This is a genomic window from Polaromonas sp. P1_G4 (genome assembly GCF_056405475.1).
Genome location: NZ_JBFUCA010000383.1, coordinates 1 through 4,137, shown reverse-complemented (window position 1 = coordinate 4,137; position 4,137 = coordinate 1). Strand labels below are relative to the sequence as shown.

2 protein-coding genes and 1 pseudogene are annotated in these 4,137 nt (G+C 63.6%); all 3 read left to right on the top strand.

Annotation, left to right across the window (positions count from 1 at the left end; all coding sequences use genetic code 11):
- A pseudogene (locus AC1D1X_RS17065) lies at positions 1-253 on the top strand (two-component system response regulator GlrR); the annotation flags it as partial.
- A gap of 266 nt (positions 254-519) precedes the next feature.
- Positions 520-2,130 (top strand): glucan biosynthesis protein G, encoded by a 1,611-nt coding sequence (locus AC1D1X_RS17060; protein WP_477668361.1) that lies wholly within the window; start codon positions 520-522, stop codon positions 2,128-2,130.
- Entirely contained in the window at positions 2,106-4,106 is a 2,001-nt protein-coding gene (gene mdoH / locus AC1D1X_RS17055) for a glucans biosynthesis glucosyltransferase MdoH (RefSeq protein ID WP_477698724.1), read from the top strand. The genes AC1D1X_RS17060 and mdoH overlap by 25 nt, the downstream gene beginning before the upstream one ends.
- Positions 4,107-4,137 lie beyond the last annotated feature (31 nt).

Sequence of the window (4,137 nt, the reverse complement as noted above, 5' to 3'; positions counted from 1 at the left end):
GCAGGTTTGTGCCCTGTCCACCACCCCGCTGGTGCCGCTGGCGTTGGTGCAGCGGGCCTTGCGCTCACCCAGCGTGCAAGTGCTCACCTATGCGGAAGCCAGGCAACACTTCGAGCGGGATTACCTGGTCGGGCTGCTCAAATTGACAGACGGCAACGTGGCCGATGCGGCCCGACTGGCCGACCGGAACCGCACGGAGTTTTACCGCCTGATGCAAAAGCACGGGCTCACGCCAGGACACTTCAAGGTTTAGACCGTAAACAGGCTCCAGGAGCTCCGGTTCGACCTGGGTTTGTCGCTGTGCCGCCGTGGGCCGTCGCTGGTTGGCGACAGGTTTAAGCCTTTGATTTAAAACGATTTAATCGAGCCATCTGCGGAAGTTGTCGCTCACCGGCGACAAAACCCGCGATTCTGGGCGCTTTTGAGCTGGATTACATTTGGTTAAATCAAGTATCACGCCCAACTTGTTGATTTAAAACAATTTTTCGAAGCTGGCACAGGGTTTGCCCTAGTCATGGCATGCCAGCTTTTTTCCTGCCTTTTTTGGCATCCTCCGGCGACCCCAAGCGCCGCTTCAATTTTCCCCTGCAGGCCCGTATCGCGGCCTGCGCGAGCCTTGCGGCACTGACGCTCGCGGCCGGCCAGGCACGTGCCTTCGATCTGGACGATGTGGCCGCTATCGCACGCCAGCGCTCGCAAGCGCCCTGGCGCGAAGCGTCCCACGCGGTGCCCACCGAGCTCGCCAGGATGGCGTACGACGACTACCGCGACATCCGGTTCAACGCCGCCAGCACGCTGTGGCGCGCCGACAAACTTCCCTTTGAAGCGAATTTTTTCCACGTCGGCCGGCACGGTGATTCGGTTCGCATTCACGAAATCACGACAGCGGGCGTGAAGCGCCTGTCCTACGACCCCGCCACATTCAATTTCGGAAAAAACAAACTGTCACCCGAGACCTGGGGTGACCTGGGCCACGGCGGCGCGCGCTTTTTCAGCAACCTCAACTCGCCCACCTACAAGGATGAGCTGGTGGTGTTCACCGGCGCCACCTACTTCCGGGCGCTGGGATCGGGCCAGCGTTATGGCCTTTCGGCACGCGGCCTGGCGGTGGACACCGCAGGCGGTGCGGGCGGAGCCAAGGAAGAGTTTCCCCGTTTCACGGATTTCTGGCTTCAAAAACCTGCAGTCGACAGCAAGCAGCTGACCGTCTTCGCTGTGATGGATTCGGAGCGCATGACAGGCGCCTACCGGTTCGACATCCAGGCCGGCGAGCAAACCACCACGAATGTACAGGCGCGCATCTTCATGCGCCCGGCCACAACCTCCGGCAACAGCGCGCCCGTGACCTCGCTGGGCATCGCGCCCCTGACCAGCATGTTTTTCTTTGGCGAAAACCAGCCCCGCCCCGGCGATTTCCGGCCCGAAGTGCACGACTCCGATGGCCTGATGATGGCTACGGGTGCCGGTGAATGGCTCTGGCGGCCCCTGCAAAATCCGTCCTCCCCGCTGGTGACGTCTTTCGCCATGAAGTCGCTCAAGGGCTTTGGCCTGATGCAACGCGACCGCGCCTTTGCCAACTACGAAGACACCGAAGCCCGCTATGAGACGCGGCCCAGCGCCTGGGTCACGCCCGTGGGCGACTGGGGCGCCGGCCGGGTCGAGCTGTTTCAATTTGCCACGCCGGACGAGACCCATGACAACGTGGTGGCCTATTGGGTACCCGAAAAAATGCCAGCACCTGGCCAGTCGCTGGACATCGCCTGGCAAATCAGCTGGCAGGGCAAGAACCAGCAACTACCGCCCAACAGCTGGGTCACGCAATCACGCCGCGGCACCGGGTACTCGAAGGCCGGAACCGATCTCACGGGCCAGGTCCAGTACGTCATCGACTTTGCCGGCCCGGCGCTGGACGCGCTGCCCGAGGACGCCAGGGTCGAAGCCATCTCCAGCGCCAACGCCAATGGCCGTGTGCTCGAAAGCATGGCCTACAAGAATCCCGCCACCGGCGCATGGCGCATGACGCTGCGCGTGCTGCGGCTGAACCCGGCCCAGCCTGTTGAGCTGCGCGCCTTCCTCAAACATGACAACCACACTGTGAGCGAAACATGGACCAACCTGATCACACTCTGATTCCATCCGCTGCACGCAGCGCCCTGCGCGAGGAACGCCACCCCAATTCGGTGACGGCGCCACCGCTGAACCGCGGCTCCATGGTGCCCCGGCCCTGGCGTGGCTTCTGGAACAGCATGGCCACCGCGCTGCTGCTGCCCATGCTGTCGATATTCCGGGCTGCCGCACCGGCACCATCCCATCGCCTGCCTGCCCCCCGGCTTGAGCGCTGGCAGCAGGCTGCCCGGCGCCGGCGCACGGTATTCCTGCTGCTGACTGTCATCAGCACCGTGCTGGCAACCAGCATCTTTGCGGACATGCAGCCCGACTATGACAATGCCTGGCTGCAGTACGGCCAGATCAGCCTGTTTGCCCTTCTGTCAGCCTGGGTAGTGACCGGCTTCATGACGGCGATGATGGGCTTTTACGTCACGATCTTTGGTGACAAACACGCGCTGTCCGCGAAAAAGGTTCAGCACTACCCGCTGGATGCGTCCACACGCACCGCGATCATCATGCCGATCTGCAATGAAGACGTACGCACCGTGTTCGCCGGCCTGCGCGCCACCTGCGAGTCGGTCGCGATGACCGGCCATGTACAGAGCTTTGATGTCTTCGTACTGTCGGACAGCAGCAACCCGGCCATCATCCAGGCCGAGCGCGCCGCCTGGGAAGACCTGCGCACCCAGCYGGCCGGACACCCCGACCAGCCGCAAATCGAGGTCTATTACCGCCTGCGCAAACGCCGCACCGACCGCAAGGCCGGCAATGTGGCCGACTTCTGCCGCCGCTGGGGCAAGGATTACCGCTACATGGTGGTGCTGGACGCCGACAGTGTGATGAGCGGCGACTGCCTGGTTTCCATGGTCAAGCTGATGGAAGCCAATCCCAGGGCCGRCATCATCCAGACCGCAACCCAGGCCATCGGCCACGTCACGCTGCACGCACGGGCGCAGCAGTTCGCCTCACGCGTGACCGGGCGTCYGTTCACGCTGGGGATGCAGTTCTGGCAGATGGGCGAGTCCCACTACTGGGGCCACAACGCCATCATCCGTATTAAGCCCTTCATGAAGCATTGCGCGCTGGCGCACATCAAGGGCACGGGCGGCATGGCCGGCAGCATCATGTCGCACGATTTTGTCGAGGCCGCGCTAATGCGCCGCGCCGGCTACCACGTCTGGCTGGTGGGTGACCTGGTGGGCAGCTACGAGCAGCAGCCGCCGGATTTGCTGGCCGAGCTGCAGCGCGATCGCCGCTGGTGCCAGGGCAACCTGCAAAACTCGCGCCTGATCGCCGAGCCGGGCATTCACCCGGTACACCGCTCCATGTTCGGCACGGGCGCGATGGCGTATCTGTCGGCGCCGCTATGGCTGTGCTTTCTCACGCTGGGTACAGCGCTGTGGCTGTCCGGCTCGCCCATGATTGCCGACTGGACGCTGCTTCCCGGCGAGCTGATGTCGCTTTGGGCCTGGACGCTGTGCATGCTGTTTTTGCCGCGCATCCTGGGCATCGTGGCCGTGCTGGTCAACCGCCAGCAGCAATCCTATGGCGGCACCGTCGCCCTGCTGCGCAGCGCTTTGCTTGAAACCCTGATCGCGCTGTTGCAGGCCCCCATCCGCATGCTCGCGCATTCGCTGTTTGTGGTGGTGGCCCTCACCGGCCTGAAGCTTGAATGGAAATCGCCCCCGCGCGAAGCGGCCGCTGTGCCCTGGCGCCATGCGCTGGCGCAGCTGGCGCCTATGTCCGGCGTGATTGCGCTGCTGGCTGTCGGCATTGCAGTGATCGATGCAYGGGCTTTGATCTGGCTGATCCCGGTCGGCCTGCCGCTGCTGCTGGCGATCCCGATGACGGTGCTCACCAGCAAGGTCGGCGTGGGCACGGCCCTGCGTGCGCAGAACTACCTGCTGATCCCGGAAGAAACCCGTTCGCCGGCGGTACTGCGACGCGCCTGGCTGCATGCAAGCCGGCTGGCCAAGCCACGGCTGAAGGCGGCCTGAAAATAGCCTGACTTCAGGGCAACCCATGAAA